This is a genomic window from Segatella copri (assembly GCF_009495355.1).
Classification (GTDB): domain Bacteria; phylum Bacteroidota; class Bacteroidia; order Bacteroidales; family Bacteroidaceae; genus Prevotella.
Map to the genome: position 1 here is coordinate 12,480 of NZ_VZAD01000072.1, position 21,717 is coordinate 34,196.

14 protein-coding genes are annotated in these 21,717 nt (G+C 50.6%); 4 read left to right on the forward strand and 10 right to left on the reverse strand.

The genetic code is table 11. The features are described 5' to 3' along the window. The first annotated feature begins 18 nt into the window (after positions 1-18). From F7D20_RS09425 to F7D20_RS09435, 3 genes are all read left to right on the forward strand, one after another. Entirely contained in the window at positions 19-1,902 is a 1,884-nt protein-coding gene (locus F7D20_RS09425; protein WP_158463824.1) for a hypothetical protein, read from the forward strand. Between the two features lie 90 nt (positions 1,903-1,992). Beyond that, complete coding sequence (locus F7D20_RS09430) at positions 1,993-3,057, forward strand: family 16 glycosylhydrolase (RefSeq protein ID WP_228114162.1); 1,065 nt, start codon at positions 1,993-1,995, stop codon at positions 3,055-3,057. Between the two features lie 277 nt (positions 3,058-3,334). Continuing rightward, positions 3,335-5,029 carry a DUF6377 domain-containing protein gene (locus F7D20_RS09435; RefSeq protein ID WP_228114163.1) on the forward strand — a complete coding sequence of 565 codons (1,695 nt, stop codon included), beginning with the start codon at positions 3,335-3,337 and terminating at the stop codon, positions 5,027-5,029. A gap of 201 nt (positions 5,030-5,230) precedes the next feature. On the opposite strand, the gene bglX is transcribed toward F7D20_RS09435, so the two are convergent. The 5 genes from bglX to ruvB form a co-directional block, all read right to left on the reverse strand. Further along, positions 5,231-7,636, reverse strand: a complete 2,406-nt coding sequence (gene bglX, locus F7D20_RS09440; RefSeq protein ID WP_158463826.1) for a beta-glucosidase BglX — start codon at positions 7,634-7,636, stop codon at positions 5,231-5,233. 71 nt (positions 7,637-7,707) lie between these two features. After that, positions 7,708-9,960, reverse strand: coding sequence for a beta-glucosidase (locus tag F7D20_RS09445; protein ID WP_158463827.1), 2,253 nt, complete (start codon positions 9,958-9,960; stop codon positions 7,708-7,710). 313 nt (positions 9,961-10,273) lie between these two features. Continuing rightward, positions 10,274-10,705: an rRNA maturation RNase YbeY gene (gene ybeY, locus F7D20_RS09450; protein ID WP_158463828.1), complete on the reverse strand. Its 432-nt coding sequence runs from the start codon at positions 10,703-10,705 to the stop codon at positions 10,274-10,276. 138 nt (positions 10,706-10,843) lie between these two features. After that, positions 10,844-11,326 carry a pantetheine-phosphate adenylyltransferase gene (gene coaD, locus F7D20_RS09455; protein WP_158463829.1) on the reverse strand — a complete coding sequence of 161 codons (483 nt, stop codon included), beginning with the start codon at positions 11,324-11,326 and terminating at the stop codon, positions 10,844-10,846. Between the two features lie 27 nt (positions 11,327-11,353). Next, positions 11,354-12,388 carry a Holliday junction branch migration DNA helicase RuvB gene (gene ruvB / locus F7D20_RS09460; RefSeq protein ID WP_158463830.1) on the reverse strand — a complete coding sequence of 345 codons (1,035 nt, stop codon included), beginning with the start codon at positions 12,386-12,388 and terminating at the stop codon, positions 11,354-11,356. A gap of 176 nt (positions 12,389-12,564) precedes the next feature. Between ruvB and F7D20_RS09465 the strand changes: the two genes are divergently transcribed. Further along, positions 12,565-13,536 carry a bile acid:sodium symporter family protein gene (locus F7D20_RS09465; protein ID WP_158463831.1) on the forward strand — a complete coding sequence of 324 codons (972 nt, stop codon included), beginning with the start codon at positions 12,565-12,567 and terminating at the stop codon, positions 13,534-13,536. A gap of 83 nt (positions 13,537-13,619) precedes the next feature. Here F7D20_RS09465 and F7D20_RS09470 read toward each other — a convergent pair whose 3' ends face one another. The 5 genes from F7D20_RS09470 to F7D20_RS09490 form a co-directional block, all read right to left on the reverse strand. Beyond that, positions 13,620-15,203: a S41 family peptidase gene (locus tag F7D20_RS09470; protein WP_158463832.1), complete on the reverse strand. Its 1,584-nt coding sequence runs from the start codon at positions 15,201-15,203 to the stop codon at positions 13,620-13,622. A 186-nt stretch (positions 15,204-15,389) separates the two neighbouring features. After that, positions 15,390-17,390, reverse strand: coding sequence for a DNA topoisomerase IV subunit B (locus F7D20_RS09475; RefSeq protein WP_022253274.1), 2,001 nt, complete (start codon positions 17,388-17,390; stop codon positions 15,390-15,392). Positions 17,391-17,438: 48 nt separating this feature from the next. Further along, a complete protein-coding gene (locus tag F7D20_RS09480; RefSeq protein ID WP_022253273.1) occupies positions 17,439-18,590 on the reverse strand; it encodes a hypothetical protein in 1,152 nt (383 codons plus the stop codon). A gap of 222 nt (positions 18,591-18,812) precedes the next feature. Continuing rightward, entirely contained in the window at positions 18,813-20,102 is a 1,290-nt protein-coding gene (locus tag F7D20_RS09485; RefSeq protein WP_228114166.1) for an acetylxylan esterase, read from the reverse strand. A gap of 181 nt (positions 20,103-20,283) precedes the next feature. Then, positions 20,284-21,708, reverse strand: a complete 1,425-nt coding sequence (locus F7D20_RS09490) for a class I SAM-dependent methyltransferase (RefSeq protein ID WP_158463834.1) — start codon at positions 21,706-21,708, stop codon at positions 20,284-20,286. Positions 21,709-21,717 lie beyond the last annotated feature (9 nt).

A 21,717-nucleotide genomic window follows, 5' to 3' on the forward strand; every position in this document is an offset into this window, starting at 1 on the left:
CTAAAGACTCAAGCAATTATGAAACATAACATATTCAGCAAGGCACTCCTCATCGCTGCCACAGCAGGGTTGGCACTCAGCGCGTGCAGCCCAGAGGACTTCGACGGCGTATCAGAGGCAGGACTGCCACTGGCAGAGAACGCAAAGGTGACTGCCAGCGTCGACGACGAGACCAACACAGTAACCTTCCACATGGAGGGCGACGGCATTTACCCCATGTGGTACATTCCTGTTGACGGCAAGGAAGTAACCAAGAACCCCGTCTACTCCACCGTCAACCCACTGCAGAAGATATGGGTCAATTCGGGCGACTATAAGGTTTACTACCGTGTGGGCAACCGCAACGGTATGTCGCAGGGCATGGGCGAGACCACATTCCACGTCACCAACACCCTCGTCGACTTCAGCGAGATCGTAGGCAAGCTGTCGGGCAAGGAGTGGCGCATCGCCGCCACCGAACCCGCCCACCTGGCGTGCGGACCTTCAGGAACCGACGGCACCGAGTGGTGGAAGGCGGGAGCCAACGAGAAGGCAGAATTCGGTGTGTACGACGACCGACTCACCTTTGGCGCAGACTACAGCTACACCTATAATCCAGGCGCTGGCGGAACCATGTATGTCAACACCGGCTGTTCCCTCTTCCCCGACTATCATCAGGACACCGACTACATGGTGCCTGTCAGCGAGCAGCACAGCTCTTACCAGCTCAGTGCCGAGGGCGACGACCTCTACCTCGTCATGCCTGCCAACACCTACTTCCCCTACATCCCAGCCGACGCAGCCTATAACGGCGAGCTCCGTCTGCGTGTAGAGAGCATTACCGGCAGCACCATGGTGCTCGTATGGGACGATGGCAACATAGCATGGCACTACATCCTCACCTGCGCCAGCGAGGGCTTCCAGGGCTTCGACTCCAACAGCAACTGCAACATGTGGAAGAACTGCCAGTTCACCAACGAGTTCTTCTATGCACCGGGATGGACACAGATAGACAACCCAACCGTCACCGAGAAGAACGGCGCCTACACCATCGAGCTGCCTACAGCAACCACCGAACAGTGGCAGGCACAGGTCAAGTTCCTCACTGACATGACCACCAACTCGGTTACCAACTACGACTTCTCTTGCAAACTTACATCAAACACCGACCATCCAGGCGTAACACTCAAACTGGTGAAAACGGGCGACGACGATACATTCTACTTTATGGAGCGCATCGACCTGAAGGCAAATCAGGAAGTACTTTTCTACAAGAGCGACATGGCAGGCATAGACATGGATAACGTCACATTGGTAGTGGATGGTGGTGGAAATACTGATGGCACCAAACTTACCATCAGCAACATCGACTTGCAGGAACATAAGTGCGACGGTGTGGAAGCACCTGCCGAGGAAGAAGATAAGACCGTATACAACTACAACAGCGCTTCCAATCTCTGGAAAAGCCACGTAGACGACAAGGGCGACGCTGGCTTCAGCACCTTCTTCTACTACGCTCCAGGATGGAATCAGATAGCCGATCCCGACCTCACAGCCGACAATGGCCATTACACCGTTGAGTTGCCTACAGCAACCTTCTTACAGTGGCAGGCACAGGTTCACCTCATCACCGATATTCCTGGCGAGGCCGACACGCCTTACGACTTCTCGTGCAAGTTCTTGGCTAAGAAAGACATCAAGGGTGTAACCATCAAGATAACCGATACTTCCAGCGATGACAACTTCTTCTTCATCAAGAACTACGACCTCAAGGCAGGCGAGGAATATCAGGTCAAGGTTCCTGCCACCGTCCTCCAGGAGGGAGCTGCACAGAAACTCAAGCTGGTATTCGACTTTGGAGGAAATCCAGAAGGCGAGAAGGTAGAAATCTACGATATCATCTTCCAGAAAACTGCTCAGTAATTTCATCAAAACTCAAGTTTCTCAGGTGAGGAATTCATGGGAATTCCCCCTGAAAACTTGAACAATAAACATACTAACATGAAAAAGATAATGATTTTTAGCGCAATATTCGCTGTTGCTATAAGCCTCAGCGCTTGCAGCAACAACGAAACCGACATCAGCTACGCTTCGGCCGAGACCATTACCCTCTCTTCCACCACGCTGAACTTCGAGAAGGAAGGAGGAACACAGACCGCCGAGGTGGAGAGCACACACGAGTTTGCCGCCTATTCCAACGACAGCTGGATCAAGGTGACACCCACCAATCCCGTAGGCAAGAAAGCCACCATCACCGTCACCGTGGGCGAGAACCAGGGCGCTGAGCGCACTGGCAACATCACCATCTGGTCGGGTGGCTCACGCCAGAACATCACCGTCACCCAGGCCAAGGGCGGACAGAACATCACCTGCCCCATCGAGGGCTACAACCTCGTATGGAACGACGAGTTCAGCGACAACGAATTGGGACCAGACTGGACTTACGAGATCAAGCCAGCCGGATGGGTGAACAACGAGTTGCAGAACTACGTGCGCGAGGACCAGGTGGCACAGGTTTCCAACGGAACACTGAAGATCAACCTCCTCGACGATGGCGGCACCATCAAGAGCGCTCGTCTCTACGCTCGTGAGTCCACAGGTTGGAAGTACGGATACATCGAGGCAAGCATCAAGCTCCCTAAGGGCAAGGGCACATGGCCCGCATTCTGGATGATGCCTGTCAATTGGCAGCAATGGCCTGGTGATGGCGAGATCGACATCATGGAGTCTGTGGGCTACGACCCCGACGTGGTTGTTTCCACCATCCACTGCACCAAGTACAACAACACCGGCACAGACATCGAGTCTGCCCGCCGCAAGATCGACAACTCACAGACCGAGTTCCACACCTACGGTATGGAGTGGACAGCAGAATACATGACCTTCTATGTGGATGGCGAGAAACTCCTCACCTATCGCAACGACGGCAGCGGCAAGGAGGCATGGCCTTTCGATGCAGCCTTCTACCCCATCCTCAACCTCGCCTGGGGCGGTGCCTGGGGCGGCGGCCAGGGCGTAGACCCATCTTGCTTACCTGCCACCATGGAGGTGGACTACGTTCGCGTATTCCAGAAGTAATTTTCCCCTGCATCTCATTAAGAAGTTAAGGAGTTAAGACATATGCTTTGTTGTTTAAAAACAACGCCAAAATACGGTTGTCTTAACTCCTTTAATTAAACCCTCAAGACATTTGTCTTAACTCCTTAACTCCTTTAACTTCTGAAAAAACCCTTAACTCCTTTAACTCCTGAAGAAACTCCTGAAAAACACCTCAACTATCATTATTTTTTGCTTTGTTCTTGCGTGTTTTAAAAAATTTTCATATTTTTGCAGACAAACAGTAAAATACCTGAAAATGAAGAAAGCCAAACAAAGCCTAAAAATCATCCTTACTACGCAACTTTTCCTTGCGCTGTCAGTTCTCATAGGTCATGCACAGACCCCAGAGAGCGTCGATTCCCTGCTACACTGCATCGACGAGGCGATAGACCACTCTGCCCAATACGTCAGCCGCAAGGAACAGCGCATCCGACAGCTGCAGCAACAGCTCTCGCAAGCCAAAAACCTACATGCCGAATACCAACTCTCCTATCGGCTATACGAAGAGTACACACCCTTCGTCAACGACTCTGCCATCATCTACCTCAAACGCTGCATCGAGATTGCCCGGAAGACGGGCAAGCACTCAGAAGTAGGTAAGTGCCAGGCACTCATCGCCATCCGCTGCTCCAGCACAGGCAAGTTTATCGAGGCGCTCAACACCCTCAACGCCATCGACACCACCCAGCTTGACAACATTGCCAAGGGCACGTATTATATGGCTTACAACCACGTATACGGCGAAATCATATACTACCGCAACCCCATCACCCCCGAGGCGCAATACGGCATCATGGCAGCCCAATACCGGCAAAAGATGTATGCTGTCCTTCCCCGCACCAGCAATTCCGTATTTCAGTATCGTGAGCTCGACGCCCTCAATGCCCATGACAATCGGGAAGCCATGCGTATCAACGACCAGTGGCTCAGCCACGTAGAGAAAGGGTCGCATCCCTATGCCCTCGTCGCCCTCTACCGCTATCTGGCATACAAGGCAGAGAACGACAGCACCCGCATGATGTACTGGCTGGCAGAATCAGTCCTCACCGACATCAGGAACGGCGTCATGGACCAAGGATCCATGTGGGAAATGGCCAACCAGCTCATGGGCCTCAACGATGTCGACAGAGCCTACAAGTACATCAGTTTCAACAGCATCAGCGCCAACCGCTTCGGCTCACGACAGCGACTGGCCCAGATATCGCCCCTGCTGTCGGCCATCGCCAAGATGTACAAAGACGAGAACGACCAGTACAACAGGCGACAGAACTATACCCTCTGCATCATCAGCATCCTGGCGTTGATGCTCCTCGCCGGCGTGTTCTACGTCAGCCGACAGCGACATAAACTCGCCATCGCAAGAGACGACCTCGCCAAGACCAACCGCCAGTTGTACGAGCTCAATGCACAGCTCAAGTCGCTCAACGAGCAGCTCTCCATCACCAACAGCCAGCTCTCTGTGGTTAACCATGAACTCACCGACGCCAACCGTGTCAAGGAAGAGTATGTGGGCAGATTTATGCGCCTCTGCTCCATCTATATCAACAAGATAGAGGATTTGCGCAAGAGAGTGCACAAGAAGCTGAAGACACGCCAGTATGACGAGTTGTACGAAATGACACGTCCACAGAACTTCAAGGAAGAGGAGTTAGAGGAATTCTACACCAACTTCGACTCCGCCTTTCTCCAGCTCTTCCCCCATTTCCTCGATTCCTTCAATGCCCTGCTGCGCCCCGAAGAGCGCATAGAACAGCCCAAGAAGGAACAACTCTCCACCCCTATCCGCATCTTCGCCCTTATCCGATTGGGCATCAACGACAGCAGCAAAATAGCGGAGTTCCTGCATTACAGTGTCAACACCATCTACAACTACAGAGCACATATCAAGAAAGGTGCCATCAACGACAAAGACTCCTTCGAGGAGGATGTAAGGAAGATAGGAACGTTCTAACATCTCTAATCTAACTTTCATAAAACTCAAGCAGTGATGCTATTGCTTTGAGTTCTTAGTGACAGAAAGGAATGACAACTTCCATGACTTCACAAAATAACTTCTGAATACAATCATAAAAATCGCCTGAAAGGTTGCCTATATGCTAAGGCTTCCTTTCAGGGGATTCTCTTTAGCGCTTATACGAAGCGCTCAAAGGCTTTATTCTACTGTGAACATAACATTCTTCGTTTCTCTACTATTAGGGCCTACCATGACGTCGAAATCGCCAGATTCGAGAACATACTGTAGGTTGGCATTATAGAACTTCAGCATATCAGGAGTTATGTGGAAAATTACCTCCTTACTCTCGCCTGCAGCAAGATGAATGCGCTGAAAGCCTTTCAACTCTTTAACAGGACGGGAAATGCTTGCCACTTTATCTCGAATGTAAAGCTGTACGATTTCATCGGCTGCACAACGACCTGTGTTCGTAACACGAATGGTGGCAGTGATGTCGGCATGGTCGTTCCACGTATCGCTGTCGGCAGAGGCTACACTCGCTTTATGGGAACTCAACTGCAATGAACCATACTCAAAGGTGGTATAGCTCAAGCCGTAGCCGAAGGGATAGAGAGCACCGTTGCGTACATCCAGGAAGTTGCTGGCATATTTGGCAAATCGAGGATTGTCATCGGGTACAGGACGTCCTGTATTTTGGTGATTGTAATAAAGAGGTTCCTGACCTGTAGCCTTGGGCAAAGAGGTGGTAAGCTTGCCACTGGGCACTTTGTCGCCAAAAACCACATCACAGATGGCATCGGCAGCCTCAGAACCGCCAAACCATACATTCATGATGGCAGGGATATGATTTTTCTCCCAAGTAAGCACGGTAGGACGACCAGAGAAATTGAGTAGCACGATGGGCTTACCTAATTGGGCAAGTTTTTCGAGCAAGTCGCGCTGTGTGTCGGGCATACGCAAGTCGGTACGACTGGCACATTCACCACTCATATCGGCAGTCTCGCCCATGGCACAAACGATAACATCAGCTTGGCGTGCTATCTGCAAAGCCTCAGCCTTCAGCTTAGCATCATCCCCACGAGTTATAGTCTTGCCAAACTCACCATCTTTCTGTTCTTGCTCGTCGTACACCACATTGCAACCTTGAGCATAAAGCAAAGTGGCTTTTCCTGCAAGAGCCTTCTCCATACTCTCTTTGAGTGAGGAATAGCGGTCGTGAGTAGCTGCAACGCTCCAAGTACCACTCATATTGTTGCGCGTGTCGGCAAGCGGTCCGATGAGAGCTATCTTTCCCTTCTTGCTGAGTGGTAAAAGCTGTTGGTCGTTCTTGAGAAGTACAAAGGTTTCGGCAGCTATGTCACGTGCAGCCTTGCGATGACTGGCTGTAAAGATGTCCGTCTTCTGGCGTTTGCTGTCACAGTAGCGATAAGGGTCGGCAAAGAGTCCCAACTTGTATTTAGCCTCTAAGATGCGTCGGCAAGCGGTGTCAATATCAGCTTCGCTCACCTTTCCTTCCTTAACGCTCTGCTCCAGGTATCGCACGAAGCCTTGCGAGCACATGTCCATATCTGTTCCAGCAAGGAGCGACTGTTCAGACGCTTCCTTGAGGTCGCTGGCGGTACCATGCTGTAGTATCTCTCCGATAGAACCATAGTCGGTGACTACGAATCCCTGGAAGTTCCACTGCTTGCGCAGCACATCGGTCATCATCCAGTGACTGGCGGTGGCTGGCACATAGTCGATAAGATTGAACGAAGACATGACGCTTCCCACACCAGCGTCGACCACAGCCTTATAGGGAGGCAGAAACTGGTTGTACATGCGCACTCTGCTCATGTCGGTGGTATTGTACTCTTTGCCTGCCTCGACAGCTCCATAGAGTGCGAAATGCTTGAGGCAAGCCATGATGTGGTCTTTGGGGACGATGGTCACACGGCTCATGTCAGCCTGCTGATAGCCGCGAGTCATGGCTGCTCCCAAGACACCACTGAGGTATGGGTCCTCGCCGAAGCCTTCGCTGATGCGTCCCCAGCGGGCATCGAGAGCCACGTCGACCATTGGCGAGAAAGTCCAGTTGATGCCATCAGCACTTGCCTCGCGTGCCGACACTGCGCCCACCTGTCTCAGAGCTTCCTCGTTCCACGAGCAGGAGAGGGCGAGCGGTATGGGGAAGATGGTTTCGTAGCCGTGTATGACGTCCATGCCCACGAGGAGCGGAATACCGAGTCGGCTCTTGCGGATGGCCACGTCCTGCAGGGCTTTGATCTTGTCGAAGCCCTTGATGTTGAACACGCCTCCCATTCTTCCAGCCGTAATATCGCCTGCCACCTGAGTGTCCATAGCATTTCCTGTAGTAATATCGCCTGCCACCATGAGGTTGAGCTGACCTATCTTCTCTTGAAGCGTCATCTTGGCCATCAATTGGTCGATATATTCCTTCATGGGAAGAATCTTCTTGCTGTCAACAGCTTTCTTAGACTGACGCTTAGCTTTCTGTTTTACTTGCACCGTCTTCCATGATGCTGATGGAGAGGCAGCTATCCCCATTAAAGGAAAAGCTGCCCCCAAAAGAATGAATGATGATAACAATAATTCTTTTTTCATGCTGATAATTTAGGGTTTAAGATATAATTCTGATAATTTACATGGATTATTCTTAGGAGAAACTAAGACATTTACTTCAGCTCAAAGGTTTTCTTAAGCTTCAAATTGTCGGAAGCATTGCCTACCCAGGCCGCAAACAGTCCTGGCTCAGCCTTCCAGCTTGCTGTAGTCTCGTCGTAGAAGCTGAGGGCGTCCTTGCCAAGGGTGATGCTGACGTCCTTGCTCTCGCCAGGCTTCAGACTCACTTTGCAGAAGCCTTTCAGCTCCTTGAGCGGACGGTCGACCGAGGCCTTGGCATCGTGCACATAGAGCTGTACGGTCTCAGATCCGGCACGCTGACCGATGTTCTTTACCTGTACGGTGAAGGTGATGGAGTCGGCTGCTGTCATCGATGCCTTATCGGCACGCAGATTGCTGATGGCGAACTGGGTGTAGCTCAAACCGTGTCCGAAGGCGAACACAGGACGCTGCTTCTTGCGGTCGGCCCAGCGATAGCCCACATAGATGCCTTCTTTGTATTCCTCGTCGATGATGTTGCCCTCGGTCTTGGATCCACCCTCCTTTCGCCAGGTTCCGGGATAGGTGTTGAGGGCATGGGCGCCCACATTCTGCAAAGACTTCACCCAGGTGAAGGGCAGCTTGCCAGATGGGTTGGCGTCGCCCGTGAGGACAGAAGCCAAAGCCTCGCCCGCCTCAGAGCCTAAATACCAGCCCTGCACGATGGCGGGAACCTTGTCGCGCCAAGGCATGGCCACAGCGTTGCCCGAGATGTTGACATAGACGAAGTTCTTGTTGGCAGCAGCCAGAGCTGTGATAAGCTTGTCCTGCGCATAGGGCAACTCATACTGCTGTCGATCGTGGCCCTCGCAGTCCTGATAGTCGCTCTTATTGAGTCCGCCGAAGAGGATGACACAGTCGGCCGCTTTCGCCTTCTCTACAGCCTCAGCGATGAGTTCTGCCTCGCTGCGCTTGTCTTCCAGGTTCTGACCTGTGGTGACGCCATTGTAAGCGCCAGTCACATCGCCCACATAGCCTCGGGCAAAGTCAACCTCCACGCCGTCTTTGGCCAGTCGTGCCTGCAGGCCCTGTAGAGGGGAAATCTCCCGCTGTACCTTGAGCGAGGAGCTGCCTCCGCCCACGGTCATCATCTTGATGGCGTTCTCGCCCACCACGAGCACATGGCGCACCTTCTGGGTGTTGATGGGCAGCACACGGTTGCGGTTCTGCAACAGCACGATGCCTTCCTCGGCTATCTGTCGGGCTGTGGCGTAATGTTCGTCGGAACAGAGGAAGCCGTGAGGGCGATGGCGGTTCATCGTGGTGCGATAGAAGAGTCGCAGCACGCGACGCACCTTCTCGTCGAGCTCACGTGTGGTGTATTTGCCTTCCTGTATGGCCTTCAGATAGGGACGGGCGAGATAATAGCTGTCGTAGGCGTTGGAGGCGCCCCAGCTCAATCCATTCGTCCAAGAGCCAAACTCCATATCAAGTCCATTCTTCACGGCTTGATCGGTGTCGTGAGCGCCACCCCAATCACTTACTACCACACCATCAAACTTCCAGTCGTTCTTCAGTATCTTGTTCAGGGTGTACTGGTTATGGCAGTTGTGCTCGTTGCGATACAGGTTGTATGCGCCCATGATGGCCCATGCCTTGCCTTGCTCAACGGCAGTCTTGAAGGCAGGCAGATAGATTTCGTGCAGGGCACGGTCGCTCACCTTCACGTTCACCTGATGGCGATATTCCTCATCGTTGTTCAGACAATAGTGCTTCACGCACGATGATACGCCCTTCGACTGCAGTCCCTGTACGTAGGGAACTACCATGATGGAGGCGAGGAAGGGGTCTTCGCCCATATACTCGAAGTTGCGACCATTGAGAGGTGTACGATAGATGTTGACTCCTGGTCCTAATATCATATCCTTGCCACGATAAAGTGCTTCTTCGCCCAAGGCTTCGCCATAGATACGACTCATCTGTGGATTCCAGGTGGCAGCAAGACAGGTAAGAGCTGGAAAGGCTACGCAAGAGTCGTTGGTTTGTCCTGCCTGCTCCCACTCGTCCCACAGCACGTCGGGGCGCACACCATGTGGACCATCGTCAGTCCAGAAGTCAGGAAATCCCAATCGTGGAACTCCAGCCGATGAAAACTTGCTCTGGGCGTGAATAACTCTTATTTTCTCCTGCAAGGTCATGCGGGAGAGGGCGTCCTCGATGCGTTGCTCTACGGGCTTGGTGTCGTCCAAATAGATGGGCATCTGCTGCGCCTGAACTGAGAAAACGGTTGTCAGCGACAACACGCAGGATAATGCTAAATGTTTCATAAGTTATATTGTTATTATTTTTTGCCGAGTGCAGCTAATCTTCTGCAAAGATAGCCAAAAAATCAAATAAAAGCTATTTCACTTAGTAAAATAGTGGATTCGTGTACATAATGCAAGACCGCAACCTTCTATAAACAAGCTGTTTACGCAAAAACAGCCTTTCGATTTAAGTGGAAGATAATGAAAGGTAGATTAGTCGAAAAGGGGTAAATAATGGGGTGATTTTTAAGTGTCAGGATTGGCTGGAGAGCACATAGCAGTACAGAGAATGCTGCATGATTGCTTTCCTGCCAATTCCACACAAAAGACGTCTTTACTTCAATATCGAAGCACCTTCGAGCATGGCGAGAGCCTTGTTCTCGTTCTCCTCCATAATCTCGCGCTCGCCCGGACCCTTGTCGTTGATGCCGCACAGGTGCAGGATGCCGTGAATGATGACACGATGCAACTCGTCGTCGTAGGTCTTGCCGAACTGCTCGGCATTGGTGCGCACAGTATCGAGCGAGATGACAATATCGCCGTTGATGACATCGCCCTCATCGTAATCGAAGGTGATGACATCGGTGTAATAATCATGGCCCAAATACTCGTTGTTGACCTCGAGAATCTTCTCGTCGTCTACAAACATGTAGCCCACCTCACCCACTTTGCGTCCGTGCGAAGCAGCCACTTTGCGAATCCATGCGCTGGTTTCGCGCTTCTTGATTTTAGGCATTTTCACGCCTTCTACACTATATGTTATCATACTTCTTATGGAGTTAAGGAGTTAAGGAGTAAAAGGAGTTAAGACAACACCTTTTCGTTCCTATTCTCCATTTATATACTATATATTTTTTATTATCTTTTAAAGTTCTTGAATTCTTCACTCTTCGTTCTTCACTCTTCACTTTTTAGGAAGAAATTCATCCACTTCTCTTCCGAAGAATCTCAACTCCCTGACGAGCGTAGAACTGATGCTGCTGTAGCGGGGATCGGAGAAAAGGAGAATGGTCTCCACACCACCCAACTGCTTGTTGATGTCGGCCTGCTCACGCTCGTACTCAAAGTCTTTTGCGCTCCTCACGCCTCTCACCAGAAACTTGGCTCCAAGACGATGCGCCAGGTCGATGGTAAGGTCGTCGTAGGCTACTACCTCCATGCGATAACCCTTCGAAGCATCTTGCACATCTATCAGCTCTGTACACTCCTGAGGAAACACCTTCTTGATGCTCTCCACACGCTGAGAAATCTCTTCCGTGGCATGTTTGAGCTTACTCATCGCTACAGCTATCACCAATTTATCAAACATGGGGAGCGCACGTTCTGCTATATTTTGATGCCCGATTGTAAATGGGTCGAAAGTTCCCGTAAATATTCCTATCTTCATGTAGTTAAAGTTCTTCTATCAAATTCTTCACTCAAACAAGTCTCCCTGCATGATGTTGCTGCCATAGGGATTGCGGCCCAGATGGTCGTAGGCAAGCTTAGTGGCCATGCGGCCGCGCGAGGTTCGCTTGATGAATCCCTCCATGATGAGGTAAGGCTCGTACACCTCCTCGATGGTTCCGGCATCCTCGCCGATGGCTGTGGCAATCGTTCCCACGCCCACCGGTCCGCCATGAAACTTGTCGATAATGGTGGTGAGAATCTTGTTGTCTATCTCGTCCAGACCATACTGGTCGATGTTGAGCGCACGGAGCGAGGACTCAGCAATGTCGTAGGTAATGGTGCCGTTGCCTTTCACCTGGGCGAAGTCACGCACACGGCGCAACAGCGAGTTGGCGATACGGGGCGTACCGCGTGAGCGGCGCGAAATCTCAGCCGCAGCCTCTTCCTCGATAGGCACTTTCAGGAGCATGGCGCTGCGCTTCACGATCTTTTGCAATGTTGGCGGATTGTAGTACTCCAAGTGCAGGTTGATGCCGAAACGGGCACGCAGAGGCGCTGTGAGCGAACCGCTGCGGGTAGTGGCTCCTACAAGGGTAAAGGGATTGAGGTCGATCTGAATGCTGCGAGCCGACGGACCCTTGTCGATCATGATGTCGATGCGATAGTCCTCCATGGCCGAGTAGAGATATTCTTCCACTACGGGCGACAGACGGTGAATCTCGTCGATGAAGAGCACGTCGTTGGGTTCCAGCGAGGTAAGAATGCCTGCCAGATCGCCCGGCTTGTCGAGCACAGGACCCGATGTAATCTTCAGTCCCACGCCCAGCTCGTTGGCGATGATGTTGCTCAGCGTCGTCTTGCCCAGTCCTGGTGGACCGTGCAGCAATGTATGATCGAGCGGTTCGCCGCGATACTTGGCAGCCTCGACAAACACCTGCAGGTTGTCCACCACGCCCTTCTGTCCGCTGAAGTCAGAGAACTTCAAGGGTCGCAGCGCCTTCTCGAATTCCTTTTCGGCAGGCGAAACCGACTCATTTCTTATGTCAAAATCTTCGTTCATTCCGTAATATCTTATATTTTGTGCAAAGTTACACAATTGTATCAGAAATAAAAAGGAATTCACGAAAAAATCGACAAAAACCTTTGCTCACAACAAATATAATCACTACTTTTGCACCCACATTCCGAACAGAACGTATATAAGAGGGCGACAAACATTCTAAAAATATATAGGTTATGTTACATTTATTTCAGGCGCTCAGCCGTTTGCTGGCCAATTACACCTCCATCTTCGTGATAGGAGTAGCTGTATTCACATTCTTCTTCCCACATACCTTCGACTGGGTACGCGGAATCACCCAGACCGTCATTCTCGGCATCATCATGCTCACCATGGGACTGACTCTCACCACCAACGATTTCAAGATTTTGGCGCAACGCCCCCTTGATGTCTTCATCGGTGCCTGCGCCCAGTTCATCATCATGCCGGGCGTGGCCTACCTCCTTGTCCACGTATGGCACCTCGACCCTGCCCTTGCCCTCGGCATTCTGCTCGTGGGCTGTTGTCCTGGCGGTGTGTCGAGCAACATCATGAGCTATCTCTGTCATGGCGACGTGGCTTTCTCGGTGGGAATGACCTGTGCCTCCACCATCCTCGCTCCTGTCATGACGCCGCTGCTGATGAAGATTACAGCTGGCGAAATCATCCATATCGACGCCATCGGCATGTTCCAGGGCATTCTGCTCGTAACCATCATCCCTGTAGCCATCGGCTGCACACTCAACTACATTTACGGCAAGAGGGAGTGTTTCCCCACCATTCAGAGCCTGATGCCCGGCATCAGCGTCACCTGCCTGGCGTTTATCGTGGGCGGCGTTATCTCTACCGTTCACGACGACCTTGTGGCACGCGGCATGATGCTCTTCCTCTGGACCTTTGCCGTCGTCTTCTGCCACAACACCCTGGGCTATTGCCTCGGCTGGCTGGCCGGTAAGCTGGCAGGCTTCAACACAGCCAAGAAGCGCACCATCAGCATCGAGGTGGGAATGCAGAACGCCGGTCTTGCCACCGTCCTGGCCGGAAACTTCTTTGCCGCCCAGCCTCTTGCCGTACTGCCCTGCGCCATCAGCTGTGCATGGCACAGTATTTCGGGCACCATCCTGGCTGGCATCTATCTGAAATGGGATAAGATGCACGGAAAAGGTTAATAACTGAACTATCCAATAAACACCCCATAAAAAAATCGGCTCTTTCCTCATCTTTTGTGAAGAAAGAGCCGATTTCATATCTGCTATTTGCCATGCGTAAGCAACTGCACGGCACGCATCACAATCTCGTTGGTTTCGTTCCAAACTTGGAAATACTGGCTCATATCCCAAATATCTCGCGCTACAAGGGCTTTGAGCTGTATGGACAGGTATTTCCTCGTCTGAGCCAATTCGGCGGCGTCACGGGGCTCAATTTTCTCTTTCTTGCCATCGGCGATGATTTCCTCTACAAGGCTCTGAGGAACCTCATAGCTTGCCAGGAACTTACCAAAATCCTTGTACTGGCTCTTCAGCTCTTGGCGATGGGCGTCGATGAACTTCAGGCTGTGGTTGATGACGATGCTCTTGGCTGTAAGCAAGCGATGCATCTTGGTGTACTTGGTCGTATCGAGAGGCACGAAATAATCGGGCATGATACCTCCGCCGCCATAAACCACACGATGCTTGCGCAGGGTGTAATACTTCAGAGAGTCGGACAGATGGATGCTGTCCTGGTTGGTGAACTCGCCGTGCTTGTAGCGGTTGTCGAGATCCATGGCATAATCCTCGCGCTCGCCCTTCTTGTAAGGCTTCTGGATGCATCGGCCGCTCGGCGTATAGTAATGGGCTATGGTGAGACGTATCTCGCTTCCATCCTCAAAGGTAAGAGGGCGCTGCACCAATCCCTTGCCAAAAGTGCGACGACCTACGACAACGCCTCGGTCCTGGTCTTGTATGGCACCCGACACGATCTCGGCTGCCGAAGCCGAGAACTCGTTGGTGAGAACCACGAGCTTGCCCTTGCGCCAGCGTCCGTTGGCCTCAGCACGGAACTCCTGTCGAGGCGCTGTACGGCCATTGGTGTAGACGATGAGGTCGCCTTTCTCCAAAAACTCGTTGGCTATCTTGGCTGCCGTCTGAAGATAGCCTCCACCATTGTCCTGAAGGTCGAAGATGAGGTCTTTCATGCCTTTCTTCTTGAGCGAGTCCATAGCGACAGAAACCTCCTTGTGGCTGGTCATTCCGAAGCTGCCCAGACGGATGTATCCGATTCCGGGGCGAATCATATAGGCTGCATCCATCGTGGTGACTGGTATCTTGTCGCGCTTGACACGGAAGGAAAGCTTGTCCTTGATGCCACGGCGCACAACAGTGAGGTTGACTATGGTTCCCTTGGGTCCGCGAAGGCGCTTCATGATTTCTTCCTTGCTCATCTTGACGCCTGCGATGGCTGTGTCGTTGACTGCCACAATGCGGTCGCCGGCTATGATGCCCACTTTCTCGGAAGGCCCGTTGACAACGGGCTGAATGACGAGGAGTGAGTCGTCGACCATGTTAAACTGCACACCGATGCCATCAAAAGAGCCGTTGAGCGACTCATTCATCGCCTGTGTCTCCTTGGCTGTGGTGTAAGAGGAATGAGGATCGAGCTTCTCCAACATGCCACGAATGGCGTCCTCGACAAGCTTGTTCTCGTCGACGCTGTCGACATAGAGATTGGCAATGGCTATCTCTGCCCTGCCCAACTTCTCTATCGGGCTGTTCTTGCCCATTCTGATGCGCATCTGGGCACTGGCAGAAGTTACTGCCAGGAATGCTATCAGTGCAAACAATAGATATTTCTTCATAAATTCATATTTTATTATTTTCAGGCACAGGGATAATATTTACCCCTTGGAATAAATTTAGGCACGGATTACACGGTTTACACTTTTTTTTCTAAAAGAATACAAGGGCGCAAGCCTCCGTGTAATCCGTGTAATCCAAGCCAAAAATTAAATCCGTGCCTTTTTGTTAACCCGTGACTATCAATTCTAATCCAGCGGATCAGAGTCTTCATCTGGAATATCTTCCTCGATCACCAAGTTGTCGATAATGAAGTTCTGGCGCTCCATGGTGTTCTTGCCCATGTAGTACTCTAAGAGTTTCTGCACCTGGTCGGTTTTGTGCAGAGTGACTTGTTCCAGTCGCATGTCAGGACCGATGAAATGGGCAAACTCTTCGGGAGAAATCTCGCCGAGACCCTTGAATCGGGTGATTTCAGGATCAGGTCCCAAGTCGCGGATGGACTGCTGGCGCTCCTCGTCGCTATAGCAATAGTGCGTGATGAAGTCGCTCTTCTTCTCCTTCGGCCCCAACTTGGCGTCGGCATCGGCTATGGCCTGCTTGTTCTTTATCTTGGTTCGCTTGTTGCGCACACGGAACAAAGGCGTCTGCAGCACGTAGACATGGCCTTTCTTGATGAGGTCGGGGAAGAACTGCAGGAAGAAGGTGATGATAAGCAGACGGATGTGCATTCCGTCGACATCGGCATCGGTAGCCACGACAACCTTGTTGTAACGCAGCGAGTCGAGACCGTCCTCTATGTCGAGGGCTGCCTGGAGAAGATTGAACTCCTCGTTCTCGTACACCACTTTCTTGGTAAGACCAAAGCTGTTGAGCGGCTTACCGCGAAGGGAGAACACAGCCTGGGTGTTCACGTCGCGGCTCTTGGTGATGCTTCCGCTGGCAGAATCGCCCTCTGTAATGAAGATGGAGCTTTCCTCCTTGCGTTCGTTCTTGGCGTCGCTGAAATGGATGCGGCAGTCGCGCAACTTGCGGTTGTGCAGATTGGCCTTCTTGGCACGCTCGCGCGCCAGCTTGGTGACGCCAGCCATCGCCTTTCGCTCGCGCTCACTCTCCTTGATCTTGCTCTCCAGCACCTCGGCCACGTCTTTATGGATGTGCAGATAGTTGTCCACCTCTTTCTTCAGAAAATCGCCCACATACTTGTTGATGGTCTCGCCGCCATTGGGAGTCATCGTGGTACTGCCGAGCTTGATCTTCGTCTGACTCTCGAAGACGGGTTCCTCGACATTGATGGCTATAGCTGCCACCAGGCCGTTGCGAATGTCGCCATACTCGTACTTACCGAAGAATTCCTTGATGGTCTTGGCAATGTGCTCCTTGAAGGCGCTCTGATGAGTTCCGCCCTGCGTGGTGTGCTGACCGTTGACAAAGGAATAGTACTCCTCGCCATACTGGTTGGTGTGGGTGAAAGCCACCTCGATGTCCTCGCCCTTCATGTGGATGATGTCGTAGAGACCGTCATTGGTCATGTTGTCGGTAAGAAGATCCTGCAAACCGTGGCGACTCAGGATGCGACGACCATTGTGCATGATGGTAAGGCCCGTATTGAGATAGGTGTAGTTGCGAAGCATCGTCTCCACGATATCATCGTGGAAGCTGTAGTTCTTGAAGAGAGTGTTGTCGGGCTCGAAAAAGATGTAGGTTCCGTTCTCATCCTCGGTCTTTGAGGTCTTGTCGCTTTTCAGAATGCCCCGTTCGAAGACAAGATGGCGCACCTTTCCCTCGCGGAAAGACTTCACCTCGAAATGAGAGCTGAGGGCATTGACCGCCTTCACACCCACACCATTCAGGCCCACACTCTTCTTGAAGGCCTTGCTGTCGTACTTGCCACCAGTATTGAGCACGCTGACAGCTTCGACAAGCTTGCCCTGCGGAATGCCTCGGCCATAATCGCGCACGCTGACACGAAGATTGTCCTCGATGTCGATTTCGAGTCGCGCTCCGGCGCCCATCTTGAACTCGTCGATGGAGTTGTCCACCACCTCTTTCAAGAGCACATAGATGCCGTCTTCGGGCAGATTGCCATCGCCCAAACGTCCGATGTACATACCTGGACGGGTACGTACATGCTCCATATCGCTCAAGTGGCGGATATTGTCATCTGTATATTCTACAGGTTGCTCCTGAGGGGTATTTGCCAGTTCTTCAGCAGCACCCTTTTCATTCAAGTTTTTATCTTCAGGCATAAATTCCTCCTTGTAATTCTGATTTTATTTTATACGAACAGTTGCTATTTACTTGATTTTCTTAATATAACAGTTGCGGCGCTTATGAAGGATTGGGTCTAAGACGCCCCATTGTCCCTGCACAGCAACATTGTCTTCCATTTCCACCTGTGTTTCTCCCCACTCGATTCCATACTTCTGATAGATAGGAATCAGGTCGGCAAAAAGCAGCGCATTGGCACCCTTGGCACGGTATTCCGGCTGGATACCGATGAGCAGGAGGTCAACGATCTTGGTCTTATGGAACTTGATGGCACGCAGCAGATGCCACCAACCGAAAGGAAACAGTCTGCCCCTATGGCATTTCTGCAAGGCTTTGGTAAGAGAAGGCATCGTAATACCGATTCCTATCATCTTATGATCCTCTGTAGTCCAATCTTCGATGGCAGTCACAAAGTTCAGATCGAGCAAAGCTAAATACATCTTGATATACTGGTCTATCTGCTTCTGCGAGAGTTCAGAATAGCCATAGAGATGCTTGTATGTATTATTGATGAGGTCGAAAATCTTCTGCCCGTATCCGCCCTGATAAATATCCTTACGGGTAAGTTTGCGGACATGGAGATTGTATCTTTTCTCTATCATCGCCGCTATCTTGGAATATTTCTCCGGGATGGTATCTGGCACTATCAGCTTATACTCTACGTACTTATTATCTACGGTAAAACCCTCCAAAGCCTCTACGTGCTCCGGATAATATGAATAATTGTAGATGGTAGGCATGGTGCCGAGCTGGTCAAAGCCCCAGGTAAGCATACCTTCTGGATCCATATCCGTAAAACCAAGCGGACCTACAATATCTTCCATTCCCTTCTCCTTGCCATATTTCTCTACAGCATCGAAGAGAGCCTTGGAAACCTCACGGTCGTCGATGAAATCAATCCACCCGAAGCGCACGGACTTACGGTCCCAACGCTTATTGGCCTTATGGTTGATAATAGCAGCGACACGTCCCACTACCTTGCCCTCTTTATAAGCAAGGAAATACTCTGCCTCGCAAAACTCGAAAGCGGCATTGCGATCTTTGCTAAGTGTGTTCATGTCGTCGCTGAAAAGATTGGGCGCATCATACGGATTGCCCTCGTATAGGTCGTAATGGAAGTCGATGAACGTCTTCAAGTCCTTCTTGTTTTCGACCTTTCGAATCTCTATTAATGACATTATCTCAAACTAGTTTGTTACTTTAAAGCATGCAAAAATAGCAATATTTGGTCAAACAGCCAAATATTGCTATTTTTTTTGCAGTTTTTTATGAGGTTGACAAGTATATTGGTGATTTATTTTGCCTCAATATTGGTTTTATCAACTGATTTCGCCTGTCAGATTACTGAGTTTTCGCAAATAGGACAGTTCCGTCATTTTCAGCCAATTTTGCTTAGCTGCTTATTTCAGAAGATGTGCTTTTATCCACTCCATCTGTCCGCGGTTGGTTTCTGTTGTCGTCCAATGCTCGTTGATCGGGGTAAGCAGACTCTCCTTAGTACATTTCAGCGTGTTCCAGACAGCATAGCTGGTTGTTGGAGGACAGGTCACATCGTTGTAGCCCCATGTAAGATAAGTAGGAGCCTTGACGTAACGGGCAAAATTGACTACATCGAAGTAAGCCAGGGTGTTGAGACAGTCCTTATTGCTCAATATCTGAGGCTGACGGCAGAAGTGTGGATAACCGCCCGTTCCGCCCTTAGCCGCATAACCCGCCATGTCGCTAAGGGCAGGATGATTGGCTACACATTGGGTGACACGACTGTCGAGTCCTGCTGCGATAATGGCCAAGGCTCCGCCCTGACTGCCGCCCTGCACAGCAACATTCTTGCCATCCCACTCGGGAAGCGAAGTCAGGAAATCGATACAACGAACCAAGCCTACATAGACATGCTTCATATAATAAATGTCCTTGTTCTCCAAACCATTGGCCAAATAACCGCCATTACGGTCGTTGAAAGCACGACTGATCTCGCCAAAAGTCTCTGACGAAATGCGTGGGTCGAGGCCATGAATCTCCACCTCAAATCGAACAAAGCCATTCTCGGCATAATACTTGTTGCGCATAGGATCCTTGATGGTCTTGATGCCTGCTCCTGGAGGACAGAGCACTACGGGATGCTTGCCTGGCTGGGCATTCTTGGGATAGAACAGGAAGCCATACATGGAATGGCCCATTTTGTCGATCTGGAGTTTGACGAGATAACAGTCTATCTTGTCGGTACAATAGTCCTTGTACAACTCCTTGGTATAAGACATAGGCACCTGTTTCAGCTCCTCCACGTTCTTCTGCCAGAAGCTTCTGAAATCCTGGGGCTCCTGCGTATAGGGTTTTATCTTGTCGACCGAGAATCCCACCTTGATATGATGCTCATAGGTCTTTCCGTCGAGACTGACAGATAGTTTCATGTCGCGGAATCCTGGAGTCTTCTTCGTTCCCATATTGATGACAGCACGTCCATTCTTCAGCTTCACGCTTCCATGCTTGTCGGGCTGGAGCATGTCGTTGCCTATGGAATATTTCAGTTCGCCATCACGGGGAATGCCATACTTGCAGAAACTCACCTCCACCTTGGCATTCTCGCCGGTCTGATAGAGCCAGTCGGCATGGTCGGGCACAGTGAGCCAAAGATAGTCGCTCTTATAAGGATAGTTCTCCGCTTTGATGTTTTGTACACCACTCATGTTCATCGCCAAGATAAACGCGAGCAATAAAAAGATTGTTTTTAATTTGTTCATAAATAGTAGCTTATTTTTTTGTTACTCAACTTTCGCTGGGTTCAGTTTGTTATTTGTATCGGCTTCATGTCTTCTGCAAAATTAAGAAAATTAAGGATAAATTCCAAACATTCAGAAAGAATTTCCTAACTTTTCATGCATTTTCTAAAATTTTATCCGTTATCAGCAGCACATGACTGTCGTCAGACAAGGTAGTGGCGAAGATATAGGTTTCGCCTCCATCCTTCAACTTCAGTCGCTTGCGCAATTCTGCTACAGAGAGAGGAAAGTTGCGGGTGGCAATATTGGCCTTCACAATGCCTTGCAAATGGCGCTTGAGTTCTTTCTTGTTGAAGGAAGAAACGGCACGGATACGGAAGGAACGGCCTGGAAAATCGGCTACAGAAAACTGGCTCACGAAAAGGTGACTGTTCTTGGAGAGCATCGAGACAGAATAACGCTCGGAAAGAACTCCGAAACAGCCTGCTTTCATCAGCGAGGCATTCGGCTCATAGAGATATTGAGCCGAATCTAAGTCGGCTGCTGCTATGCGGGTTACAGAAGAAGCCATTTCGGCATCATCGCAGACAAACGACTGAGTATCGTTGACACAACAAATGCGAAGGCGACTGTTTTCGTCCATATTTCGCGCTGAGAGCACCAACAAGAGCTCCTTGCACTCATTGTTCACAGAAACAACATGAACCTCTCTCACACACCTTAATTCACTTACAGCACGATGCCAGTCGAGCATCGGAGACAGTTTGATGACTACAAAATCGGCTTTCTGGAGCATTTCCTCTTGAAGCCTGGTTACATCGGGGGTGCAGTCTTGAAGACTTACCACCTTGTTGCCGGCATCATCACGACGGGCTGGATCAATATAGATTACCCGAAGACCAGAATGATTCGGAATCGCATGAAGCACCTCTACTCCATCTCCATTCTTCACGACGACATGCTTTAATCCCAATCGTTCAAAATTCTCCTTCGCCGCTTCACAAAGATGCTTTTGCCGTTCTACATACATCGACTTAGCGCCCAATCGGGCTGCCATATAAGAGAAGTCGACTCCAAAACCTCCAGTAAGGTCAACAAACTCAATTTCTGCAACAGAATCTCCTGAGCAAGCATCGCCTTTGGTTTTGTTAACACAACCACCTGTTTCTGTTAATATCTGTTGCTTTTCACAAGTGCCTTCATTTTGAGCGAATTCTGAATCAACTGTACTCTTGGTTGCAAATTCGCAAATTTTAGAATCAACGCCCTGAGACATGGTTTCTCCTTGAAAAGAAGAAAGAGAAGAAACTCCCAATAATCGTGCAGCCAATTCGGCTTTATAAAGAGCAGTCTGCTCTGACGAGCATTGCTCCATCGAGATGTGAGGTGGATAAATGATGCCGTCGATGCTGGCCCAGCGAGGCAACTTGATACGAGCCATCTGTCGACCACGTATCTGGTCGAGAGCAAAAGGCATATTGACCTCAGGATTCTTGCTTCCGAGGAAAGCCAGCTGTCGAACGTCGTCGTCCTGATGCTGGCGAATAAAATCTAAAGTCGCTTGGTTCATCGTTGTCATCTCCCTTAT